General features: G+C 67.8%; 23 protein-coding genes. 7 read left to right on the top strand and 16 right to left on the bottom strand.

Translation table 11 applies throughout. The annotated features are described in order from the left end of the window. Position 1 precedes the first annotated feature (1 nt). From K1T73_RS09230 to K1T73_RS09220, 3 genes are read right to left on the bottom strand one after another with little or no spacing between them, the layout of a single operon-like run. Positions 2-460, bottom strand: coding sequence for a cytochrome c (locus tag K1T73_RS09230; RefSeq protein WP_220600434.1), 459 nt, complete (start codon positions 458-460; stop codon positions 2-4). Continuing rightward, the gene (locus tag K1T73_RS09225; protein ID WP_220600433.1) at positions 457-915 is read right to left on the bottom strand and encodes a DUF411 domain-containing protein; all 459 of its coding nucleotides are present in this window, start codon (positions 913-915) and stop codon (positions 457-459) included. The genes K1T73_RS09230 and K1T73_RS09225 overlap by 4 nt, the downstream gene beginning before the upstream one ends. 44 nt (positions 916-959) lie before the next feature. Further along, the gene (locus tag K1T73_RS09220; protein WP_220600432.1) at positions 960-1,259 is read right to left on the bottom strand and encodes a hypothetical protein; all 300 of its coding nucleotides are present in this window, start codon (positions 1,257-1,259) and stop codon (positions 960-962) included. Positions 1,260-1,354: 95 nt separating this feature from the next. Here K1T73_RS09220 and K1T73_RS09215 point away from each other — a divergent pair, with 95 nt between their 5' ends. From K1T73_RS09215 to K1T73_RS09195, 5 genes are read left to right on the top strand one after another with little or no spacing between them, the layout of a single operon-like run. Next, positions 1,355-2,224, top strand: a complete 870-nt coding sequence (locus K1T73_RS09215; RefSeq protein WP_220600431.1) for an ATPase — start codon at positions 1,355-1,357, stop codon at positions 2,222-2,224. Positions 2,225-2,259: 35 nt separating this feature from the next. Next, positions 2,260-3,189, top strand: a complete 930-nt coding sequence (metA, locus tag K1T73_RS09210; protein ID WP_220600430.1) for a homoserine O-succinyltransferase — start codon at positions 2,260-2,262, stop codon at positions 3,187-3,189. A gap of 24 nt (positions 3,190-3,213) precedes the next feature. Further along, entirely contained in the window at positions 3,214-4,179 is a 966-nt protein-coding gene (locus K1T73_RS09205; RefSeq protein ID WP_220600429.1) for an alpha/beta fold hydrolase, read from the top strand. Positions 4,180-4,236: 57 nt separating this feature from the next. Further along, positions 4,237-5,106, top strand: a complete 870-nt coding sequence (gene ppk2 / locus K1T73_RS09200) for a polyphosphate kinase 2 (protein WP_220600428.1) — start codon at positions 4,237-4,239, stop codon at positions 5,104-5,106. Further along, positions 5,099-5,716, top strand: coding sequence for a TetR/AcrR family transcriptional regulator (locus tag K1T73_RS09195; protein ID WP_220600427.1), 618 nt, complete (start codon positions 5,099-5,101; stop codon positions 5,714-5,716). Before ppk2 ends, K1T73_RS09195 begins: the two co-directional genes overlap by 8 nt. 15 nt (positions 5,717-5,731) lie before the next feature. Here the strand turns inward: K1T73_RS09195 and K1T73_RS09190 are convergent, their stop codons facing one another. From K1T73_RS09190 to K1T73_RS09170, 5 genes are all read right to left on the bottom strand, one after another. Beyond that, positions 5,732-6,124 (bottom strand): hypothetical protein, encoded by a 393-nt coding sequence (locus K1T73_RS09190; RefSeq protein ID WP_220600426.1) that lies wholly within the window; start codon positions 6,122-6,124, stop codon positions 5,732-5,734. A 282-nt stretch (positions 6,125-6,406) separates the two neighbouring features. Beyond that, the gene (rpsI, locus tag K1T73_RS09185) at positions 6,407-6,910 is read right to left on the bottom strand and encodes a 30S ribosomal protein S9 (RefSeq protein ID WP_220600425.1); all 504 of its coding nucleotides are present in this window, start codon (positions 6,908-6,910) and stop codon (positions 6,407-6,409) included. After that, a complete protein-coding gene (rplM, locus tag K1T73_RS09180; protein WP_220600424.1) occupies positions 6,910-7,371 on the bottom strand; it encodes a 50S ribosomal protein L13 in 462 nt (153 codons plus the stop codon). The genes rpsI and rplM overlap by 1 nt, the downstream gene beginning before the upstream one ends. A gap of 227 nt (positions 7,372-7,598) precedes the next feature. Beyond that, the gene (locus K1T73_RS09175) at positions 7,599-8,564 is read right to left on the bottom strand and encodes a zinc transporter ZntB (RefSeq protein WP_220600423.1); all 966 of its coding nucleotides are present in this window, start codon (positions 8,562-8,564) and stop codon (positions 7,599-7,601) included. Positions 8,565-8,568: 4 nt separating this feature from the next. Continuing rightward, the gene (locus K1T73_RS09170) at positions 8,569-8,994 is read right to left on the bottom strand and encodes a PaaI family thioesterase (protein WP_220600422.1); all 426 of its coding nucleotides are present in this window, start codon (positions 8,992-8,994) and stop codon (positions 8,569-8,571) included. A 58-nt stretch (positions 8,995-9,052) separates the two neighbouring features. On the opposite strand from K1T73_RS09170, the gene K1T73_RS09165 reads away from it, so the two are divergent. Next, positions 9,053-9,838 (top strand): enoyl-CoA hydratase, encoded by a 786-nt coding sequence (locus tag K1T73_RS09165; RefSeq protein WP_220600421.1) that lies wholly within the window; start codon positions 9,053-9,055, stop codon positions 9,836-9,838. A gap of 95 nt (positions 9,839-9,933) precedes the next feature. On the opposite strand, the gene K1T73_RS09160 is transcribed toward K1T73_RS09165, so the two are convergent. Beyond that, positions 9,934-10,722, bottom strand: a complete 789-nt coding sequence (locus tag K1T73_RS09160; RefSeq protein ID WP_220600420.1) for a translation initiation factor 3 — start codon at positions 10,720-10,722, stop codon at positions 9,934-9,936. Between the two features lie 300 nt (positions 10,723-11,022). Between K1T73_RS09160 and infC the strand changes: the two genes are divergently transcribed. After that, positions 11,023-11,568 carry a translation initiation factor IF-3 gene (infC, locus tag K1T73_RS09155; RefSeq protein WP_220603685.1) on the top strand — a complete coding sequence of 182 codons (546 nt, stop codon included), beginning with the start codon at positions 11,023-11,025 and terminating at the stop codon, positions 11,566-11,568. Between the two features lie 53 nt (positions 11,569-11,621). Here infC and K1T73_RS09150 read toward each other — a convergent pair whose 3' ends face one another. The 7 genes from K1T73_RS09150 to K1T73_RS09120 form a co-directional block, all read right to left on the bottom strand. Next, positions 11,622-12,413 carry a xanthine dehydrogenase family protein subunit M gene (locus K1T73_RS09150; protein WP_220600419.1) on the bottom strand — a complete coding sequence of 264 codons (792 nt, stop codon included), beginning with the start codon at positions 12,411-12,413 and terminating at the stop codon, positions 11,622-11,624. 92 nt (positions 12,414-12,505) lie between these two features. Next, positions 12,506-14,866, bottom strand: a complete 2,361-nt coding sequence (locus K1T73_RS09145) for a xanthine dehydrogenase family protein molybdopterin-binding subunit (protein WP_220600418.1) — start codon at positions 14,864-14,866, stop codon at positions 12,506-12,508. Between the two features lie 42 nt (positions 14,867-14,908). Next, positions 14,909-15,394: a (2Fe-2S)-binding protein gene (locus K1T73_RS09140; RefSeq protein ID WP_220600417.1), complete on the bottom strand. Its 486-nt coding sequence runs from the start codon at positions 15,392-15,394 to the stop codon at positions 14,909-14,911. A 78-nt stretch (positions 15,395-15,472) separates the two neighbouring features. After that, positions 15,473-16,456 (bottom strand): molybdopterin-binding protein, encoded by a 984-nt coding sequence (locus tag K1T73_RS09135; protein WP_220600416.1) that lies wholly within the window; start codon positions 16,454-16,456, stop codon positions 15,473-15,475. After that, positions 16,453-17,436 carry an XdhC family protein gene (locus tag K1T73_RS09130; protein ID WP_220600415.1) on the bottom strand — a complete coding sequence of 328 codons (984 nt, stop codon included), beginning with the start codon at positions 17,434-17,436 and terminating at the stop codon, positions 16,453-16,455. The genes K1T73_RS09135 and K1T73_RS09130 overlap by 4 nt, the downstream gene beginning before the upstream one ends. 57 nt (positions 17,437-17,493) lie before the next feature. Beyond that, positions 17,494-17,937, bottom strand: a complete 444-nt coding sequence (locus tag K1T73_RS09125; protein WP_220600414.1) for a hypothetical protein — start codon at positions 17,935-17,937, stop codon at positions 17,494-17,496. A 79-nt stretch (positions 17,938-18,016) separates the two neighbouring features. Next, the gene (locus K1T73_RS09120; protein ID WP_220600413.1) at positions 18,017-20,101 is read right to left on the bottom strand and encodes an OmpA family protein; all 2,085 of its coding nucleotides are present in this window, start codon (positions 20,099-20,101) and stop codon (positions 18,017-18,019) included. Positions 20,102-20,104: the final 3 nt, after the last annotated feature.

Genomic DNA, 20,104 nt, shown 5'->3' with positions numbered 1-20,104 from the left:
CTCAGCGATTTGCATCGCGTTGTTCGTGCATTTCCCGAATCTCCGCCGGCCACGTGGAACGGATGAAGCTCAGAACCGCGACGATCTCCTCGTCGCTCAGCACACCCGCATAGACCGGCATGTCCGACGCGTAGTCCGGATCGCCGATCATCGCCCCGACACCGTGTTTCGTGATCGCGAAAAGCGCCGCGCTGTCGTGGTGCCATGTGTGACCGCTCGCGTCATGCGGCGGGGCGGGCAAGCGGCCATCGGCGTTGCGCACCCGCCAGTTCGGCGCGCCCTCGAGGTCGACACCGTGGCAGGACGCGCAATGCTCGGCATAGACCTCGCGCCCCTGCGCCAGTGTCGCGGGATCGTCGCGAAGTGCCACACTGTCCCCAGCGTCGCTCGCCCGGAGCGCGAGACCCAGGGCGCCGGCCATACCGGCCGCCGCCCCCGTCACGATCAGGCCGCGCCTCATTCGCCGGCCTTGTAGAACACCTCGCCCGCCTCGGCCGCTCCGCCGAAGCTCAGCACGTCGAACCGCGCGGTCGGGTCGTCGCCCATGCCGGGCGATCCGGCAGGCATTCCGGGCACCGCGATCCCGGCCACGTCAGGCCGCTCGGCCAGCAAACGCCGCACGGCTTCGATCGGCACATGCCCCTCGACCACGTAGCCGCCCACGCGGGTCGAATGGCACGACCAGAGATCGTCGGGCACCCCGTGCGCCCGCTTCGTGCCCACGTAATCGGCGTTCTCGACGATCTCGACCGCGAACCCCTCGGCGCGCGCGATCTCGGCCCAGGCGGTGCAGCAGCCGCAACTCGGCGTCTTGGTAACGACCATCCGGTGTTCCTCGTCACCGGCCAAGGTCACGCTCGGTAGAAACATGGCGCCAAGGCCCGCCAGAGCGGTGCGTCTGTTAAGGTAAGTCATGATGTTATCCTTCGTTCTTGATGTTGATGAGATGGAAATTCCCATCAACACCACGGCGGCGGCACCGGCGGCGCCGTGGCACGGCCGCCCTCGGGCCAGCCGCCGATCCGGAAGATCCGCGCACCGGCGAAGATGGGCCCGGTCATCCCGTGGCCCGTCGCGGGCAGAAGGATCGCCCCGCATCCTGCCGTGACATGCCCGTCGCGCGCCTCGTCACAGCAGGCCATCCCGTCATCGGCGGGCATCTCGATCCCCGCGCGTGGTGCCGGCTCCATCGCCGCCATCGCCTGCGCATGGCCGAGCAGCGGAAGAACCAGGAAACAGATGGCGAGAAGTCGTCGCATGAGAGGCATCTATGCCCGCTACCCCTTCGGGCGCAACCCCCGCGATTGACGCACCTCGCGCCCGCCGCTACCACGAGACGCGAAAGGATCGGCCGATGCTCTACGACACCGCACAGGACTGGCGCGAGGCACCCCGCAAGCGGGTGCTCTTCTACGGCATGTCGGGTCTCGGCAAGACCTACCTGTCCAACATGCTCCGCGAGGCGGGCGGATGGTTCCACTACTCCATCGATTACCGCATCGGCACCCGCTACATGGGCGAGCTCATCGCCGACAACGCCAAGGCGCACGCCATGCAGGTTCCGTTCCTGCGCGACCTGCTGCTGACCGATTCCATCTATATCGGCTCCAACATCACCTTCGACAATCTCGCCCCCGTCTCGACCTATCTCGGCAAGCCGGGCGATCCGGCCAAGGGCGGGCTTCCGATCGCCGAGTACACCCGCCGGCAGGAGCAGTTCCGCGTGGCCGAGATCGCCGCCCTGCGCGACACGGCGCATTTCATCGCGCGCGCCGAGGCGCTCTATGGCTATCCGCATTTCATCTGCGACACGGGCGGGTCGATCTGCGAATGGGTGGATGGCGACGACCCCGACGATCCGCTCCTGACAGAGCTGTCGAACCATTGTCTGCTCATCTACCTGCAAGGCACCGAGGCGCATACCGAGGCGCTCATCCGCCGCTTCGACCGCGCACCGAAGCCGATGGCCTACCAGCCCGAGTTCCTGGCGGCGGCGTGGGAGGAATATCTCTCCACGCATGACATCGCGCCCACCGACGTGGATCCCGACGCCTTCATCCGCTGGACCTACGCGCGCGCCCTCGCCCATCGCGAACCACGCTACGAGGCGATGCGCAAATGGGGCATCACCCTGCCCGCCGCCGACGTGGCCGGGATCCGCGACGCTGCGGATTTCGAGGATCTCGTCGCCCGTGCCCTCGACAATGACGCTCGCGCCACCTAGATCGACCCTTTCCGAACAGGACCGGACCCGCCCCAATGCCCATCAAGATTCCCTCCGACCTGCCCGCATTCGACGTGCTCACGCGCGAGGGCGTCATGGTCATGGACCCGGACGCGGCGGACCGGCAGGACATCCGTCCGCTCAGGATCGGCCTGCTGAACCTGATGCCCAAGAAGATCCAGACCGAGAACCAGTTCGCCCGCCTCATCGGCGCGACGCCCCTTCAGATCGAGCTGAGCCTCATCCGCATGTCCGAACATCAGGCGCGCAACACCGCCGCCGACCACATGGAAAGTTTCTACCGGCCCTTCTCCGACGTCGCGGCGACGGGCGAGAAGTTCGACGGGCTCATCATCACCGGTGCCCCCATCGAACACCTCGACTTCGACGCCGTCACCTACTGGGACGAGCTGCGCGAGGTCTTCGACTGGACGCAGACCCACGTTCATTCCACCTTCGGCGTCTGCTGGGGCGGCATGGCGATGATCCACCATTTCCACGGCATCAGGAAACACATGCTCGATCAGAAGGCCTTCGGATGTTTCCGGCATCGCAACATGGTGCCGTCCTCGCCCTATCTGCGGGGCTTTTCCGACGATTGCGTCATACCCGTAAGCCGCTGGACCGAGATGAAGAAGGCCGAGATCGACGCCGTGCCCGGTCTCGTCACGCTGCTGCACAGCGATGAGGTCGGCCCCTGCCTCGTCGAGGACCCGGCCCATCGCGCGATTTATATCTTCAATCACCTTGAATACGACAGTGACACGCTAAAACAGGAATATGACCGTGACATCGCGAACGGCACGCCCATCAACGTGCCCTGCAACTATTATCCCGACGACGACCCGGCCCGCCCGCCGTCGAACCGCTGGCGCAGTCACGCACACCTGCTCTATGGCAACTGGATCAACGAGATCTACCAGACCACGCCCTTCGACATCGACCGGATCGGTGCGCCGGCCTGATCGGGTCACGGCATGAGGCCCCGCATGATCTGGCTCTCGCTCGCCGTCGCGACCACGCTCGTCGCCGGCTGTTCGGCGCTGGCGACCAAGCGCGAGGCCGCGGCGCGGGCCGAGTATCCGCCCATCGGTCGCCTTCTCGACGTGGACGGCACCCGCGTGCATGCCTGGGTCAAGGGATCCGGTCCCGACCTCGTTTTGATCCACGGGGCCTCGGGCAACCTGCGTGACTTCACCTTCGCTCTGGCCGACCGCCTCACCGATGATTACCGCGTCATCGCTTTCGACCGTCCCGGCCTAGGCTGGACCGAGCGGCTTCCGGGCTATGGCGGCGCCGGAAGCTCCGAGGGCGAAAGCCCCCTCGAACAGGCCGCGCTCCTGCAGAAGGCCGCGGCGCAGCTTGGCGTGCGGCAGCCGATCGTGCTGGGCCATTCCTACGGTGGCGCGGTCGCGCTGGCCTGGGGCCTCTCTGCGCCACGCGACACGGGCGCGCTGGTGATCCTCGCGGGCGTGTCGAACCCCTGGCCCGGAGAGCTTGGCGCCCTCTACAAGATCACTGGCTCGTCGGTGGGCGGCGCGACCGCCGTCCCGCTCATCACCGCGCTCGCGCCCGACGCGCGGATCGAAAGCGCCGTTACCTCCACATTCGCGCCGCAATCCCCGCCCGAGGGCTATGCCGACTATATCGGCGCGGAGCTTGCCCTGCGCCGCCAGTCGCTCCGTGCCAACGGGCAGCAGGTGACGAGCCTGCGGCCGCATATCGTCGAGATGTCCAAGCACTACGCCACGACGCTCACCATGCCGGTCGAGATCGTCCACGGGACGGCGGACGAAACCGTGCCGATCGAGATCCACTCCGAACGCCTCGTGAAACAGGCACCCCGGGCCCGGCTCACCCGGCTCGAGGGCGTGGGCCACATGCCGCATCACGCGAGGCCCGGCGCCGTCGTCGCTGCCATCGACCGTGCCGCCTCCCGCGCCGGATTGCGCTGACGCGGCCCGCGGGCCATACTCCGCCCGAGACGAGCACAAGAGGACCGGAGAGGCCCCATGCCGCTGCCCTTTGACGGCGCGATCAGCCGCTATTTCACCGAAGACGCCCCGCGCGAGGTCCGCGACGCCATCCGCCGCGCCGAAAAGGGCGACATCCTCGACCCGTCCTATCCGCATTCGGATCGCCTCGCCCGCAAGGTCTACGAGCAGCAGATGGAGCGGCTCCAGATCGAACTCGTCAAGGCGCAGGCCTGGGTGAAGGATACCGGAGCGCGCGTGGCCGTGCTTTTCGAGGGGCGCGACGCCGCAGGCAAGGGCGGCACGATCAAGCGCTTCCGCGAGAATCTCAACCCGCGCGGCGCCCATGTGGTGGCGCTCTCCAAGCCTACCGAGCGAGAACAATCGCAATGGTACTTCCAGCGCTACGTCGCGCATCTGCCCGCCGGTGGCGAACTCGTTTTCTTCGACCGAAGCTGGTACAATCGCGGCGTGGTCGAGCATGTGTTCGGCTTCTGCACCGCCGACGAACGCGCGCGTTTCTTCGCACAGGTCCCCGAGTTCGAGCGAATGCTCGTCGAGGACGGCATCACCCTGGTGAAATTCTGGCTCAACGTCGGCCGCGCCGAACAGCTCCGCCGCGTTCTCAAGCGCGAACAGAGCCCGCTCAAGCAATGGAAACTCTCGCGCATCGACGTCGAAGGGCTTGCCCGCTGGGAGGCCTATACCGACGCGATCGACGAGACGCTCGAGCGGACCCATACCCACGTCGCCCCCTGGACGATCATCCGCTCCGACGACAAGCGCCGCGCCCGGCTCGAGTCGATCCGCCATGTGCTGTCGCATCTCGACTACGCGGGCAAGGACCTCCGCGCGCTCGGCCATACCGATCCGGGCGTCATCGGCGGGCCCGATCTCTGGCATGGCTAAGCGCGGCTATCATCACGGCAACCTGCGCCAGGCCCTTGTCGAGGCCGCGCTCGACCTGATCGAGACCCGCGGACCCGCGGGCTTCACCCTGTCGGAGGCCGCCAAGCAGGCGGGCGTGACGCCGGCCGCCGTCTACCGCCATTTCGCGGGCCGCGACGACCTCATCGCCGAAGCCGCACGCCAGGGCTACGTGATCTTCGCCGACCTCATGGAACGTGCCTTCGAGCAGGGGCAGCCCTCGGCGCTCGCGAGCTTCGAGGCGACGGGCCGCGCCTATCTCGCCTTCGCACGCAAGTTTCCGGGCCACTATATCGCCATGTTCGAAAGCGGCATCTCGGTCAACCGCACCCCCGAACTCGCCACCGTCGCCGCCCGCGCCCGTGCGGGGTTCGAACGCGCCGCCGAGGCACTGAGCCAGCACATCCCGCCCGAGAAACGCCCGCCGCCGGCGATGTTCTCCTCGCATATCTGGGCGCTCAGCCACGGGGTGGTGGAGCTCTTCGCGCGCAACTCCCCCGGCCGCGCCTCTCCCTTCCCGCCCGAGGACCTGCTCGAGACCGGCGTCGGAATCTACCTGCGCGGCCTGGGTCTCATCCCGCCGGACAGCTGATGCGAGCGTCTGCCGTCATCGCGTGAACCGTCCCACGCTCCGTCGCGGGCCGATCCACGGCCCCGGCGGCGCGGTAAAGACGACGGTGCGCGCATCGGGAAAGGAAACCCGCCAACAGGTCCAGTCACGGTTGCGCTGGCGCATGTCCTCGGTCGGCCCGAAATACGAGCAATACTCCCCGTCATCGATCTTCCACAGCCCGCGCCGCTTCCCGAGCACCGGCACCTGCGTGTCATAGACGGTCGTGCCGTCCTCGCTCCAGCGCTGCGTCGGCGCCCGTTCCTCCGGCCCCGCGTAGACGACCGCGTGACCGGCCAGCCGCGCCCGCACGGCCGCGTCGCTTTCCGCCATCGCGGCTCCCGCCACGAACGCCGCCGTCAAGCCACCCGCAAAACCCACTTTCCACATCGCATCTCTCCCGCTTCTCCCTCCAAGACTAGCGCACCACGCCCGCCTTGCCAGCCACCCGGGAGAACCGTCCCGCCCACCCGCGACTTCCCGCGCAGGCGCCGTGACAGAGGTTGCGTCGCGCACAGGCGATGAATATCGCGCCTTCCCGCGCCGCGGTCGATTTCGGGGCGATCCTTCATGGTATCTCGGGACAGGCCGACGCGGCGGCCGGGCGCTAAATGCAAAAGGCGCGGCGCATATGGCGCCACGCCTTCCGAACTCCTGTCTTCGCGAGCCGACTCAGCGCTTCGAGAACTGGAAGCTCTTGCGCGCCTTGGCCTTGCCGTATTTTTTCCGCTCCACGACGCGGCTGTCGCGGGTGAGGAACCCGGCGGCCTTGAGCGATGCGCGCAGGCTCGGATCAAAAAGCTGAAGCGCCTTCGAGATGCCGTGCTTGACCGCACCGGCCTGACCCGAGAGGCCACCGCCCTTGACGGTCGCCATGACGTCGAACTGGTCCTCGACGCCGGCCACGCTGAACGGCTGACGCAGGATCATCTGAAGCACGGGACGCGCGAAATACGTGTTCATCTCGCGGCCGTTCACGACGACCTTGCCCGACCCGGGCTTGATCCAGACGCGGGCGACCGCGTCCTTCCGCTTGCCCGTGGCATAGGCCCGGCCCAGTTCGTCGCGAACCGGCTCGCGCGCCACGGCGCTGTCTTCCTCGACACCCTGGACGCCGGCGATGTTGTCGGCCACGGCAGCCTCGAGGCCCTCGAGTGTTTTGATTTCTTCGGCCATCATGCCACCCGCGTGTTTTTCTTGTTCATGGATTTCACATCCAGCACTTCGGGGCTTTGCGCCTCGTGCGGATGCTGCTCACCTGCATAGACGCGCAGGTTGGTCATCACCTTGCGGCTCAGGCGGTTGCCCGGCAGCATGCGCTTGACGGCCTGCATGACCACGCGCTCGGGGTGTTGACCCTCGAGGATCTCGCCCGTCGTGCGGCTCTTGATGCCGCCCGGATAGCCGGTGTGCCAGTAGTTCGGTTTCTCGCGCTTGTTGCCCGTCAGCTGCACCTTGTCGGCGTTGATGACGATGACGTTGTCGCCCATGTCCATGTTGGGTGTGAACGACGGCTTGTGCTTGCCGCGCAGGCGCGTGGCGATGATCGAGGCAAGACGGCCCAGAACGATGCCTTCGGCGTCGATCAGGATCCACTTCTTCTCGATATCTGCCGGAGTTGCAGAAAAGGTCTTCATGACGAGGCAGCCCTCAGTTGCTTGGATAACGCCAGCGGCCTTTTGCAAAGCCTTGGCCGGATGGGCGGGTTATACAGCCGCCAGCCGCGCCGTCAACACGGATCAGCGCCTAAAATACACGCGAAAACAATTGCTTGCAATTACGGTATTATTTTACCCCATTGCGGGTTGCTTTTCTCGCCTATTTCGCGCCACCGTTCGCCCCGATCCTTTCACCGGGACTCCGCTCACAACCACCGCCCGAGCTTGAACGCCAGGAAAAGCACCACGCCGAGCCCCGCCGAGGCCGCGCAGAGGATCCAGAAGGCGTTCTCCTCGCCCACCCCCGGCATCCCCGCCACGTTGACACCGAAAAGCCCGGTCAGGAATCCCAGCGGAAGGAAGATCGCGGCGACAACCGACAGGATGTAGCCGTTGCGCCCCATCTCCAGCGCGCGCTGCGCATCAAGGTGATCCTGCATCGCGGCATAGCGGTCGCGCAGCGCGTCCAGCGCTTCGAGGCCGCGTGCCGAGCGGTCCTCGACCTCGCGCAGCAGGATCAGCGCGTCGGGGTTCGTCACCTCGCCCGCCACCCCGTCGGCCAGCGCGTCCAGCGCCTCGCTCTGCGGGCGGATGAAGCGGCGTAGCTTGATCGCCTCGTGGCGCGCCTCGGCCAGGCGCTCGAGCGGCAAGGCGCGGCCTTCGAGCATCATGTCCTCGAGCGCATCGGCCTCCGCCTCGCTCTCGCTGACCACCGCCTCGATGCGCCGCACGAGCCCCTCGGCGATCCGCGCCACCAGCTCGCCGCTGCTGCCGGGTGCGCGACCCGTGGCGGCGTCCTCGCGCACCGCGTCCACCGCCCAGATCCGCCGCACCCGCGCCGTCACCAAGAGCCCGGGCGTGACCCAGAGGCGCAGGCTCACCATGTCTTCGGGATCGGCTCCGGGGTTGAGGTTGACGCCCCGCAGGTTGACCATCGCGCCGGTTCCATGCGGATCGCAGCGCGGCCGCGTCTCGGGCGCCAGAAGCGCGTCCACCGCGGTTTCCGGCAGGTGCGCGCGCAGCCACGGCTCGAGCCCCGCGACCCCCACGTCGAAATGCAGCCAGCGATAGGCGGCACCCTCCGCCGCCACGACACCTTCATCCTCCACGGGGCGTGTGCGTCCCTCGGCAGTTACATCGAAGGCGCAGATCGGCTCGGGGCGCGCAACCATCGCGTTATGTCCGCACCGGCGGGATCGAGTAGGTGAGGCTCGCCCGGGCCACCGGCGCCTCGCCCCCGTCCGAGAAGATCAGCACCTCCCCCACCGCCAGAACACGCCCCAGCTTGAGCAGGCGGCACTCGGCGATGAGATCCGTGGCCGCCACCGGCTTGCGCATGAAGTCGATCGAGCAATTCGTCGTCACGGCAAGCCCCTGCGGGCCGATCATCGCCAAGACCGCCAGGTAGACCGACACGTCCGCCAGCGCAAAGATCGACGGCCCCGAGACCGTGCCGCCGGGTCGCAAGTGACGCTCGCCCACGTTGAGCCGCGTGCGGATGCGCATCTCGCCCAGCTCCTCGATCGCGAATTCCCCCGTCACCTGCGGAAACTCGGCATCGAGAAATTCCATGAGCTCGCCCTTGCTCATCTTCAGCGCCATGCTTTACCTCCCGTCGCTCTTCGCCATAATCAACGCATAACGCGGGAGGCTGCACAAGATGACACTGCTCGAGCGGACCGACGATGGCGCCGTCGCCCATCTCCACATGAACGCGCCCGACCGGCTCAACGCGCTGAGCGATGCCATGCTCGCGGCGTTCCAAGCCGAGTTCGATTCGCTCGCGGGCGATCGGGCGATCCGCGCCGTGGTGATCTCGGGGGCGGGCAAGGCATTCTGCGCGGGTCACGACCTGCGCGAGATGACGGCGGGACGGCAGGCCGAGGATGGCGGCGCGGCCTATTTCACCGACCTTTTCGGCCGCTGTGCGCGCGTCATGATGGCGATCCGCGCCCTGCCCCAGCCGGTGATCGCGGCGCCCCACGGCATCGCCACGGCGGCGGGCTGTCAACTGGTCGCGACCTGCGACATGGCCGTCGCGGCGCATGGTACGCGCTTCGGCGTGAACGGGGTCAATATCGGGCTCTTCTGTTCCACCCCCATGGTGGCGCTCTCGCGCAATATCCCGCGCAAACAGGCCTTCGAGATGCTGACAACGGGCGATTTCATCGACACCGATCGCGCGCTGGAACTGGGCCTCGTCAACCGCGCCGTCCCCGAGGAGGAGCGTCTCGACACCGCGATGGCCCTCGCCCGCCAGGTCGCCGGCAAGCTCGGCGCGGCGGTCCGCATCGGCAAGCGCGCCTTCTACGACCAGATCGAGATGCCGCTCGATCAGGCCTATGCCTATACCGGCGACGTGATGGTCGAGAACATGCTCTGGCGCGACACCGAGGAAGGGATCAGCGCCTTTCTCGAGAAACGCTCGCCCGACTGGGATCAATGATCGGCGTCCGGTAGCCGGTCCGCCCCGCCCAGCCAATGAAAAACCCCGCTCCGATCTCCCGGCGCGGGGTTTTCCGGTCTCGCTCGGGCGAACCCTTACTCCTGGATACCCAGGTTGTCGCGAAGCTGCGCCAGCACCTGCTCGAGCGTCTCGGGGTTGTCCCGGGCCTTCTCGAGCGCGGCTTTCGTCGACATCTTCACGGCGGCGCTGAGATTGGACTCGTCGATCATCTCGACCGCGCGGTCATAGTCGAAACCGTCGACCGTCAGCGCGTCCGGCACCTTCACGCCATCCACCATCTCGGCCGCGTCGTTCGCGGTATCCGCGGCGGCATCGCCCGCGTCCTCGGCGGCGCTCTCCGTCGCGGCAGCGGCGTCGTCCGCCGCCTCTTCCGTGGCCTCGGCCGCGTCACCAGCGGCATCCGTGGCTTCCTCGGCCGCGTTTTCCGTCGCGGCGGCGGCGTCCTCGGCGGCCTCTTCCGTCGCGTTGGCGGCGTCCGATGCCGCTTCGCCCGCCTCGTCGGCAGCCTCGTCGACTGCGGCGGCGGCATCATCGGCGCCCTCTTCGGCGAGGTTCATGGCGTCTTCGCCCATCTCCTCGGTCGCGGCGGCGGCGTCATCGGCCGCTTCCTCGGTCGCGGCGGCGGCATCCTCGGCGGCCTCCTCCGTCGCTGCGGCCGCGTCTTCAGCCGCTTCCTCGGTGGCCGCCGCGGCATCTTCCGCAGCTTCCTCGGTCGCTTCGGCGGCCTCCTCGGCCTCGGTCTCGACCGTGGCTTCGGTGACACCGGTGTCTTCCATCACCTCTTGCGGCGACTTGCCGGTAAACAGGAAATACCCGCCGATCAGCACGATCGCGGCCAGAATTATCCAGAGCAGAGTTCTCATCTAACTATCCCCATAATGTACGGGCGGAGCACGCCGCCCTTCTCGCAAGCGTTTCAAATGGCGCATGAAAACGCAAGCGGCAAGGGCAAAACGACGAATTCACACGGTCTTGCCGGCTGGAAACCGCGTGCAATGACGGATTCGGCCGCCTGTCGCGCCGGCCACCGCACACCACGCGCACCACTCTCGAACACGCACCGTCCGGGGCGCCGCGCTCCCGATTTTCCCGCTTGAATCACCCCGGTGCGCCGTCTACCTTGCCACCCCGGAAACCCTGTTCATAATCGAAGGATCAAAGCCATAGCCCGCAGACCCCACAACGCGCCCCCAACGCGCGACACCGGCCCCCGCGTCAACGACCGCATCCGAGCAGACGAAATCCGACTGATTGGCGCAGATGGCGACAATGTCGGCGTCGTCACTCCCGTCCGCGCGATGGAGATGGCCGAGGAGGCCGGGCTCGATCTGGTCGAGATCTCGCCCAACGCGAACCCGCCGGTCTGCAAGATCATGGATTACGGCAAGTACAAGTACGAACAGCAGAAACGGGAATCCGAAGCGCGCAAGAAGCAGAAGGTGATCGACGTCAAGGAGATCAAGTTCCGGCCCAACACCGACACGCATGACTACGACGTCAAGATGCGCAACGTGGTGAAGTTTCTCGAAGGCGGCGACAAGGTCAAGATCACGCTGCGCTTCCGCGGCCGCGAGATGGCGCACCAGGATATCGGGCGCGAACTGCTGCAAAGGGTGGCAAGCGATATCGAGGGCATCGGCAAGGTCGAGAACATGCCCAAGATGGAAGGCCGCCAGATGATCATGGTGATCGCGCCCGCCGCGCGCTGATCGCGCGTTCCGATCGCGGATCCCGACGGCGCCCTCGCGGCGCCGTCTTCATGTCAGCCCGCCGCCGCCTCGACCGCCCGACGCGTCATGACGCCCACCAGGTGCGCGCGGTAGTCCGGCGTGCCGTGCAGATCGCCGATCATCCCCTCGGCCTCCACCCGCAGCTCCTTGACCGCATCCGCCGAGAAATTCTCCGACAGCGCCGCTTCGGCCTCGCCCCACCGGAAAACACCCTCCTCCGAGGCGCCGGTAACGGCGACCCGCACGCCTTCAGCGAACTTCGCCACGAAGACCGCGACGAGCGGGAAATGCGAGGCCGGTTGCAGGAATTTCTCGTAGGCCGCCGCCTCCGGCACCGGGAACCGCACTTCCGTGATGATCTCGCCCTCGTCGAGCGCAGTGGCGAACATCCCGTCGAAGAACTCGTCCGCCGCGATCTCGCGCGCGGTCGTCACCACGGTGGCCCCCGAGGCCAGCACCGCCGCCGGATAACACGCCGACGGGTCGTTGTTCGCGAGGCTCCCGCCGATCGTGCCACGGTTGCGCACCGCCGGGTCGCCGATCCGCGCCGCGAGCGAGGCCAGCGCCGGATAGCCGCCCGCCTCCCGCGCCACCTGTGCATGTGTCGTGCCGCCGCCCACGCAGATGCGGCCCTCGTCGTCGGTGCACACGCCCTTGATCTCCTTGATCCCCGAGAGCGCCACCAGCACCTCGGGCGCCGCGAGCCGCGCCTTCAGCGACGGGATGAGCGTCTGCCCACCCCCGAGCGCCTGCGCCTCACCCTCGCCCAGGGCCTTCACCGCCTCGTCGAGCGTCCCGGGCCGTTTCAGGTCAAATGCATACATCTTGCGAACCTCCCTCGAAAAAGAGCGCGTCCGCCCTTCATCTTGCTTCAAATATCCCGGGGTCCGGGGCAGAGCCCCGGTCCTGCCCCGTACTACCCTTGCATCGCCGCCCAGACGCGGTTCGGCGTGAGCGGCATGTCGATATGATCCACCTTGTGCCCGCCCGACTGCAACGCGTCGATGACGGCATTGACGACCGAGGGCGGGCTGCCGATGGCCCCGGCCTCGCCACAGCCCTTCACCCCCAACGGATTGTGCGTGCAGGGTGTCTGGCAGGAATGATCCACGCGGTAGAACGGCACGTCGCCCGCCCTCGGCATGGCGTAATCCATGTAGGAGCCGGTCAGAAGCTGGCCGTCCTCGTCATAGGCGCAGGCTTCGAGCAGCGCTTGGCCGATCCCCTGCGCCAGCCCGCCATGAACCTGCCCGTCCACGATCATCGGGTTGATGACATTGCCGAAATCATCCGTGGCCGAGAAGCGCTCGATGGTCACGCGCCCCGTCTCGGGATCGACCTCCACCTCGCAGGCATAGGCGCCCGCCGGATAGGTGAAGTTCGCGGGATCGTAGAAGGCCGTCTCCTCGAGCCCCGGCTCGATCTCGTCCAACGGGTAGTTGTGCGGCACGTAGGCCGCCAGCGTCACGTCGCCCCAGGCCACCGACTTGTCGGTGCCCGCCACGGTGAACTGGCCGTCCTTCAACTCGATATCGCCCTCGGCGGCTTCCATCAGATGCGCCGCGATCTTGCGGGCCTTGGCGATGATCTTCTCGGTCGCGCGCACCATGGCACTGCCACCCACGGCGATCGAGCGCGAGCCGTAGGTGCCCATGCCCATCGGCGAGTTCGCGGTGTCGCCATGCTCGATCTCGATCATGTCGGCGGGAATGCCGATCATGTCCGAGACCACCTGCGCGAAGGAGGTCTCGTGCCCCTGCCCGTGGCTGTGGCTGCCGGTCATGACGGTGATCCCGCCCGTGGCGTTCACGCGCACCGTGGCGCTCTCGTAAAGTCCCGCACGCGCACCCAGCTGCCCCACCAGGTTCGAGGGCGCGATGCCGCAGGCCTCGATATAGCTGTTGATGCCAAGGCCCCGGAGCATCCCCTTCTTCTCGCTTTCCTTGCGCCTCGCCTCGAACCCCTTGAGGTCGGCGATCTCCTCGAGCTTGTCCATCGTCGCGTGGTAGTCGCCGGTGTCGTATTCCACCGCGACCGGCGTGGCATAGGGAAACTCGGTCACGAAATTCTGCCGGCGCAGCGCGATGGGATCGACGCCCAGCTCGCGCGCGGCCTTGTCGATCACGCGCTCGAGTTGGAAGGTCGCCTCGGGCCGCCCCGCACCGCGATAGGCATCGACCGGCACCGTGTTGGTGAAGACCGCCTTCACGTTCACGTAGATCACCGGCGTCTTGTAGTTCCCGGCCATCAGCGTGCCGTGCAGCCAGGTGGGCACGCTCGGCGCGAAGGTGCTCAGATACGCGCCCATGTTGGCGTAGGTCTCGGTGCGGATCGCGGTGAAGTTGTTGTCCTTGTCCAGCGCGAGTTCGATCTTCGTCACGTGATCGCGGCCATGCGCGTCCGACATGAACGCCTCGGCGCGCGTGCTCGTCCACTTGACCGGCCGGTTGAGCGCCTTGGCCGCGAAGGTGCAGAACGCTTCCTCGGCATAGTGGAAGATCTTCGAGCCGAACCCACCTCCCACATCGGGCGCCACCACGCGCAGCTTGTGCTCGGGGATGCCCAGCACGAAGGCCCCCATCAGCAGGCGGATCACATGCGGGTTCTGCGAGGTCGTGTAGAGGGTGGAATCCCCCGTCGCGCGGGCATAGTCGCCCACCGCCACGCGCGGCTCCATCGCGTTCGGAATGAGCCTGTTGTTGACCAGCTCCAGCGTGGTGACATGCGCGGCCTCCCTGATGGCCTTCTCCACCGCCTCGCGGTTCTCCTCCACGAAGCCCCAGTCGTAACAGAGGTTCGAGGTCAGGTCGTCATGCACCTTGGTCGCGCCGTCCTCCAGGGCCTTCTTCATGTCGATGACCGCCGGGAGGTCCTCGATATCGGGCACGATCGCCTCGGCCGCGTCGCGGGCCTGCTCGCGCGTCTCCGCCACCACGGCGGCCACGATCTCGCCCACATGGCGCACCTTGTCGCGGGCGATGACGGGATGGACGGGCTCCTGCATCGGGTTGCCCTCGCGGTCCGTCACCTGCCAGCCGCAGGGAAGTCCGCCCACCTCGGCGAAATCGGCGCCGGTGAAGACGCGGATGACGCCCGGCATCCCCTCGGCCGCGCTCGTATCCACGCCCTTCAACGTCCCGTGCGCCACGTCCGAACGCAGGAAATGCACATAGGCCTGGCCATGCAGGTTGATGTCGTCGGTGTAATTCCCCGTGCCGGTCAGAAACCGCACGTCCTCGCGCCGCTTGGTGCTGGCGCCGATGCCTCCATCCGGCATGTCTCGTCCTCCCTTGGTGCGCACGCCCTTGCGGGCAGCCGTCTATTCCGCCGCGATCCCGCTCACGTCCTGTCCGCTCGCGGCCATGATCGCCTTGACGATGTTGTGATAGCCCGTGCAGCGGCAGATATTGCCCTGGAGATAGTCGCGGATCTCCGCCTCGCTCGGCTTGGGATTGTCCTTGAGAAGCGCGTGCGCGCTCATCACCATCCCCGGCGTACAGAACCCGCATTGCAACCCGTGGTGGTCCTGGAACGCCTGCTGCACATGGTCGAGCGTGCCGTCCGCCTCCGCCATCCCCTCGATGGTCTTGACCTCGGCGCCCTCGAGTTCACCCGCAAAGACCGAACAGGCCTTCACCGCCTCCCCGTCCACATGGACGACACACGCGCCGCACTGGCTCGTGTCGCATCCCACATGCGTGCCGGTCAGGCCAAGGTCCTCTCTCAGAAAATCGACAAGCAGCGTCCGGCCCTCGATCTCGCCGGTGACACGCTTGCCGTTCACGGTCATGCTGACCTGCGACATCGGCTCCTCCCAGTTGGCTGTTCTTCGTTGGCTGATCGGGAGTAAAGCACGCGGCATGGGACTTGAGAACCCTGTTTCTCAGCCGCGCCGCGGGCTCGGCCGCGACGGCATCTCCTTGAGCAATCCTCCCACGCCCATCGCGGCCATCTCGGAATCGCTCAAACCGACGTCGCAGATCACCCGGCCCAGAACCCAGTCCGCGCCATGCAGCACAGGCGAGCGCGCGCTGCCCGGAAGGCCCACGACGGGCCGCGTGCCCAGCCGGCCGGTGAAAGACAGGTTGCCGGGATCGACCGGGATGCCGAAGCGCGTCACCTCGCCCCCCGCCCGGCGCAGCGCCTCGGGCGCTGTATCGCGGATGTCCGAGGTGGCCGAACCGGTGAGGATCAGCACAACATCCCCCTCTGCCGCCGCGATCGCCTCGGCAAGCGCGTCGATCTCGTGCGCGGTGCGGCGCGTCTCGGTCAAGGTCATGTCGAACCCGTCGAGCCGCTGGGCGATCGCGTCCACTCCCTTGAGCCCCGGGCCGCCCACGCTGTCGGTCACGATGAGAGTCGCGGTGCCGTAGCGCGGGGTAGCAAAGCGCATCGCCCCCCGCGCCGCTGCCTCGGCACGCGCCAGCGCCGTTTCGGGCACGGCGTAGGCGATGATCTTGACCGTGGCCGCCATCCCGCCCGCGCGCAGCCCGTGGAACGGCGCAACCGTGGCGACGGTGATGACCGGGTCGACCGCGTTCGCGGCGTCGACGGCCGCGCGGTCGATCACCACCAGTCCCGCACGCTCGGCCAGCAGGTTGACGCGCCCCATCCGCGCGCGCGTAGCCTCAAGCCCCTCGGCACCCTCGCGAAGCGCCAAGGCCAGACGCCGCGCCGCCGCGTCCTCGTGCACGTCCCCGGCCTCCAGCCGCGCGACCGTGACCTCGCGCAGCCCGGCGGCGGCAAGCGCGTCCAGATGCGCACGCTCCAAGGTCACGCCCTTGCGCAGACGCCCCTCCGCCACGCGCTCCGAATGGGCAAGGATCGCGCCCTCGGCCTCGGCCAGGGGCACGGGTCCGAACCTCATGCCCCGCGCCTCAGCACGTCGATCATCTGCGCAAGGATCGCCACGGCGATCTCCGCCGGCCCCGCCGCCCCGATATCGAGACCGACGGGACCATGGATGCGCGCGATCGCCGTGTCGTCGAACCCGGCTTCCGCGAGCCGCGCCACCCGTTTCCCATGCGTCCGGGTCGAGCCGAGCGCGCCGATGTAGAACACGTCGGACCCCAGCGCCGCCACGAGCGCCGGATCGTCGAGCTTCGGATCATGGGTCAGCAGCACCACGGCCGTGCGTGCATCGAGGCCGATCTCGGCCAGCGCCTCGTCCGGCCAGTCATGCACGACCCGCTCGCCCGGAAACCGCGCGACATTGCCGAAGGCCTCGCGCGGGTCCACGATGACCGGATCAAACCCGGCGATCCGCGCCATCGGCACCAGCGCCTGCGCGATATGCACCGCACCCACCACGATGAGCCGCAGGGGCGGATTATGGATCGCCACGAACTTCCGCCCGTCCTGCTCGAAACCCGAACGGTCCATGCGAAACCTCTCGGCATGTCCCTCCCGCTCGAGGCGCGGCGCCACATCCACCCCGGTCACGTAAGCCACCGGCTCGCGCGCGGCCCGCGCGGCGACGAGTTGCGCAAGCAGGCCTTCGGGCAAGCTCGCGCCCACCGGCTCCACGAGGATGCGGATGGTTCCGCCACAGGCGAGACCCACGGCAAAGGCGTCCCCGTCGCTGACCCCGTATTCCAGCATCACCGGCTTCCCGGCCTCCATCGCGTCGAGCGCCTCGGCCACGACCGCGCCCTCGACACACCCGCCCGAGACGCTTCCCGCGATCTCGCCCGTGCCCGAAACAGCAAGCTGCGCACCCACCCGGCGCGGCGCGCTGCCCCATGTCTCGACCACCGTGGCAAGCGCGGCGCGCTTGCCCTCGCGGTGCCAGCGCAGGGCGGTTTCGGGTATGTCGTCAAAGCGTGCGGTATGAGGGTCGGCTGCCATGTCGGCACTATGGGCCGCCGGCGTTTGGCAGACAAACGGAAAAGCCGGAACGTCTCTTCAGTCGCCGATCTCGAGGTCCGGCTCGACCTGACCTTCAGGTTCCTCGATCTCGACCGCCCCGGTATCGCCCGCGGCGTCCAATTCTTCGTCGAGCACCTCGATGGCGGGCTCGTCGTCATAACCTTGCGCCTCTTCCGCCGCCTCAAGCGCGCCCTCCTCGACGTCACCCGGAACCTCGGGATCTGCGCCGGGCTCGGCCAGCTCGGGCTCGGAAAGCACATCGGACGCCGGCGTTCCGGCTGCGGGGCTGATAAGCCCTTCCAGAACGAGATCGCCGCGCTCGGCTTCGGTGGTCACGACCCTTCCATCCGTTGCCAGCGTGCAGGGCAACTCGGACGTTTCGGTGCAAACGGGCATATCCTGGGCGACGGCGGGTGCCCCTAAGGCCAGTGTCATGGCCGCGCCGCATGCCAGGGCCTGCATCAGGTTTCGATCCGTCATGACATATCCTTTCATCGGGTATCGGTGCGGATGCGACCGCCCGCCGCACAACGAGCGGCGGGCGGTCACGCGTCCTGCGTTACCGGCCGCCCCTCAGAAGCGGCGTGATGTTGCGCACGGCGGCGCGACGGTTCTCGCGGATATCACCCGCGCGACGTACCTTGAGGTCGCTCTCGCCATAGCCCTGCACGATCATGTTGGCGGGCGGCACGTCGAAATACTCGGTCAGCGCCAAGGCCACCGACTCCGCGCGCCGGTCCGAAAGGGTGAGGTTGTAGCTCGCCGCCCCCACCGTGTCGGTGTGCCCCTCGATGAGGAACACCTGGCTCGGATCGCGCTCGATCGCCTCGCGCATCGCGCGCCCCACGGCCGTCAGCGCCTGGGCCTCCTCGGGCCTGATGACCGCCGAACCGGTTTCGAAGTTGATCGCGTCGAGCGCGATCACCGGCACCTGGTGGCGCACCGCATCGATGTAACGCACCTGGTTGAGCGAATAGGCCCGTCCCACGTCAAGCGCCTGGTCGGCCTGCAACGCGGCGCGCAGCTCGTCGGCCTCGACGCTCGAGAAGTTGTACTCCTGCGCCTGGTTGCGGCTCAACTCGTTCACGTCGACCCGCGCGAATTGCTGCGTGTCGTCGAAAAGCTCGATCTGCTGGCCGTCGGGCAGAACCCGCACCCGGCGCAGCACGCGGCCATCGTCGGCGCGCACGGTCACTGTCTGGGTCCCGTCCTCGGCGGTCACGACCGTGCGGGTGGAGCCGTCCGAATAGGTCTGCGTCTCGACCGTGCTGCCCGGTCGGCGCAGTAGCGTGTCGTCATCCTTGATGATGCGATACTGCCCGTCACGCTCGACCACCACCCGGTCGCCGCTGTTCGACACGACCCGGCTGTTGTCGCCCAGCACCTGGCCCACGGCATAGGCCCCGAGCCCGAGCGCCGCGGCGGCGCCGATCGCCTTCAGCAGCTTGTCATCGTCGTCGTCACCTTGCGGCGCGGCAGCAGCCGTCGCGGCGGCGGCGCTGTTGACCTCGGTGGCGAACTCCTCGTCCGAGGACCGGGTGTTTTCCTCGGTGATCGTCGTCTCCTCGGTCTCGACCACCTCGCCTTCCTCGGTGGCCGCGGCGGCCGCTTGCGCGGATTCCTCCGCCTCTGCCGCTGCCTCGGCCTGCGCTTCGGAGCGCGCGGCCTGCTCTTCCTCCGTTACGGCGATCTCCGGCTCGGGCGCATCGACCGTCACGGCTTCGCCATCGGCGGTGTCGGCCGCATCCGTCGCGTCGGCATCGCTGGCGGCGTCCTCGGCGGCTTGCTCCTCGGTAGCCCCGTCTTCGGCGGTTGCATCTTCCTCCTGAGCCGCGTCGGCTTCGACCTCTGCCTCCGCTTCGGTCTCCGCCTCGGCGTCGATATCCGCCTGGTCCTCGGCCAGTTCGGCCTCGATATCATCTGCCGTCGCGGCGGTGTCCGCCTCGGCCGCGGCGCCCGCTTGCGCCTCGTCATCGGCAACCGTGCCATTCTGCGCGGCATCGGCCTCCGCAGCGTCGGCTTCGGCGTCGGCGGCTTCCGCTTCCTCGGCAAGTTCAGCTTCGAGTTCCGCCTGTGCGTCGGCCTCCGCCTGCGCCGCCTCTTCGGCGGCCTGCGCCTCGGCTTCAGCCTGCGCTTCCGCCTCTGCGTCCGCCTGCGCAGCCTCTTCCGCCGCTTGCGCCTCAGCCTCGGCGGCCTCGGCCTCTGCCTGGGCCGCCTCCTCCGCGGCCTCGGCTTCCGCCTGCGCGGCTTCTTCTGCTGCCTCGGCCTCGGCCTGCGCAGCGTCCTCGGCAGCCTGCGCCTCGGCTTCCGCCGCGTCTTCGGCTGCCTGGGCGTCAGCCTCCGCCTGCGCTTCGGCCTCGGCCTGCGCGGTGTCGTCCGTGGCCTCTACCTCCGCTTCGGTCTCCGCGTCGCCGGCGATCTCCGCTGCAAGGCCGTCCTCGGCCGCTTCGAGAAGGTCACCCGACGCGATCAGCTCATCAAGCTGCGCCTCCGTCTCGACAACGGTATCGAGCCCCGGCACGACGCAAGGGAGTTCGCCGTCGGCGGTGCATTCGGGCATCGTCTGGGCCATGATCGGCCCCGGTGCGGCCAACGAGAGCGACAGCACCAGCGCGGTGGAATTTCTCAGGGTGGGACGTTTCATCAC

This window comes from Roseovarius sp. SCSIO 43702 (genome assembly GCF_019599045.1).
Lineage (GTDB): Bacteria > Pseudomonadota > Alphaproteobacteria > Rhodobacterales > Rhodobacteraceae > Roseovarius.
This window is presented reverse-complemented; position numbering and strand designations above follow the sequence as displayed.

Excerpts from the sequence above, each read along its gene's own strand:
- K1T73_RS09130 (WP_220600415.1), bottom strand. The coding sequence starts at position 17,436 with ATGGCAGCCGACCCTCATACCGCACGCTTTGACGACATACCCGAAACC.
- K1T73_RS09135 (WP_220600416.1), bottom strand. The coding sequence starts at position 16,456 with ATGAGGTTCGGACCCGTGCCCCTGGCCGAGGCCGAGGGCGCGATCCTT.
- K1T73_RS09225 (WP_220600433.1), bottom strand. The coding sequence starts at position 915 with ATGACTTACCTTAACAGACGCACCGCTCTGGCGGGCCTTGGCGCCATG.
- K1T73_RS09145 (WP_220600418.1), bottom strand. The coding sequence starts at position 14,866 with ATGCCGGATGGAGGCATCGGCGCCAGCACCAAGCGGCGCGAGGACGTG.
- metA (WP_220600430.1), top strand. The coding sequence starts at position 2,260 with ATGCCCATCAAGATTCCCTCCGACCTGCCCGCATTCGACGTGCTCACG.
- K1T73_RS09120 (WP_220600413.1), bottom strand. The coding sequence starts at position 20,101 with ATGAAACGTCCCACCCTGAGAAATTCCACCGCGCTGGTGCTGTCGCTC.
- rpsI (WP_220600425.1), bottom strand. The coding sequence starts at position 6,910 with ATGGCCGAAGAAATCAAAACACTCGAGGGCCTCGAGGCTGCCGTGGCC.
- K1T73_RS09230 (WP_220600434.1), bottom strand. The coding sequence starts at position 460 with ATGAGGCGCGGCCTGATCGTGACGGGGGCGGCGGCCGGTATGGCCGGC.
- K1T73_RS09150 (WP_220600419.1), bottom strand. The coding sequence starts at position 12,413 with ATGTATGCATTTGACCTGAAACGGCCCGGGACGCTCGACGAGGCGGTG.
- K1T73_RS09195 (WP_220600427.1), top strand. The coding sequence starts at position 5,099 with ATGGCTAAGCGCGGCTATCATCACGGCAACCTGCGCCAGGCCCTTGTC.
- K1T73_RS09175 (WP_220600423.1), bottom strand. The coding sequence starts at position 8,564 with ATGGTTGCGCGCCCCGAGCCGATCTGCGCCTTCGATGTAACTGCCGAG.
- K1T73_RS09220 (WP_220600432.1), bottom strand. The coding sequence starts at position 1,259 with ATGCGACGACTTCTCGCCATCTGTTTCCTGGTTCTTCCGCTGCTCGGC.
- rplM (WP_220600424.1), bottom strand. The coding sequence starts at position 7,371 with ATGAAGACCTTTTCTGCAACTCCGGCAGATATCGAGAAGAAGTGGATC.
- K1T73_RS09205 (WP_220600429.1), top strand. The coding sequence starts at position 3,214 with ATGATCTGGCTCTCGCTCGCCGTCGCGACCACGCTCGTCGCCGGCTGT.
- K1T73_RS09190 (WP_220600426.1), bottom strand. The coding sequence starts at position 6,124 with ATGTGGAAAGTGGGTTTTGCGGGTGGCTTGACGGCGGCGTTCGTGGCG.
- K1T73_RS09215 (WP_220600431.1), top strand. The coding sequence starts at position 1,355 with ATGCTCTACGACACCGCACAGGACTGGCGCGAGGCACCCCGCAAGCGG.
- K1T73_RS09140 (WP_220600417.1), bottom strand. The coding sequence starts at position 15,394 with ATGTCGCAGGTCAGCATGACCGTGAACGGCAAGCGTGTCACCGGCGAG.
- ppk2 (WP_220600428.1), top strand. The coding sequence starts at position 4,237 with ATGCCGCTGCCCTTTGACGGCGCGATCAGCCGCTATTTCACCGAAGAC.
- K1T73_RS09160 (WP_220600420.1), bottom strand. The coding sequence starts at position 10,722 with ATGAGAACTCTGCTCTGGATAATTCTGGCCGCGATCGTGCTGATCGGC.
- K1T73_RS09165 (WP_220600421.1), top strand. The coding sequence starts at position 9,053 with ATGACACTGCTCGAGCGGACCGACGATGGCGCCGTCGCCCATCTCCAC.
- K1T73_RS09170 (WP_220600422.1), bottom strand. The coding sequence starts at position 8,994 with ATGGCGCTGAAGATGAGCAAGGGCGAGCTCATGGAATTTCTCGATGCC.
- K1T73_RS09125 (WP_220600414.1), bottom strand. The coding sequence starts at position 17,937 with ATGACGGATCGAAACCTGATGCAGGCCCTGGCATGCGGCGCGGCCATG.